The following is a 424-nucleotide window of genomic DNA, read 5'->3' on the forward strand; positions in this document are numbered from 1 at the left end:
TTTAAGCTAAGGGGCGCTAGCACGTGGGCTAAAATCCGAACGAAGTGAGTCAGCCCGCGTGTTAGCGTCCCAGCGACCGAAGGGAGTGAACTTGAGCGCTTTGTTAGAAGCAGAGCCAGTTCCTTTGGTCTGTTTAAAAACTGATGAAGCCAGAATACGATTGATTGTTAACACAGACAAGCAAAACGACTGTGCATTGATGTTTTTGATTTGACTGAAGCTAGCCGCCATTTGAACTGTCGAACGCATTGGCGCTTGTTGACGTTGAATAATAACTTGGCGATAAAGCGCCTAATGCGCAACCTTTGAATTGAAAGCGGCGGATTTAAACCTACCACAAGCCAGAGCGATGCTTATGGAAATAGGTGAGGGCAGTTGCACTGGGATATTTATATAGCCAAACGCAGTTTAGGCTGACGCCTTA

General features: G+C 46.5%; 1 protein-coding gene. It reads right to left on the reverse strand.

Going from position 1 to position 424, the window contains the following annotated elements:
- Nucleotides 1-6: 6 nt before the first annotated feature.
- A complete protein-coding gene (locus tag J8L84_RS20280) occupies nucleotides 7-249 on the reverse strand; it encodes a hypothetical protein (RefSeq protein ID WP_247670910.1) in 243 nt (80 codons plus the stop codon).
- Nucleotides 250-424 lie beyond the last annotated feature (175 nt).

This window comes from Alteromonas sp. MMG017 (assembly GCF_018100795.1).
In the GTDB taxonomy this organism is placed as follows: domain Bacteria; phylum Pseudomonadota; class Gammaproteobacteria; order Enterobacterales; family Alteromonadaceae; genus Alteromonas.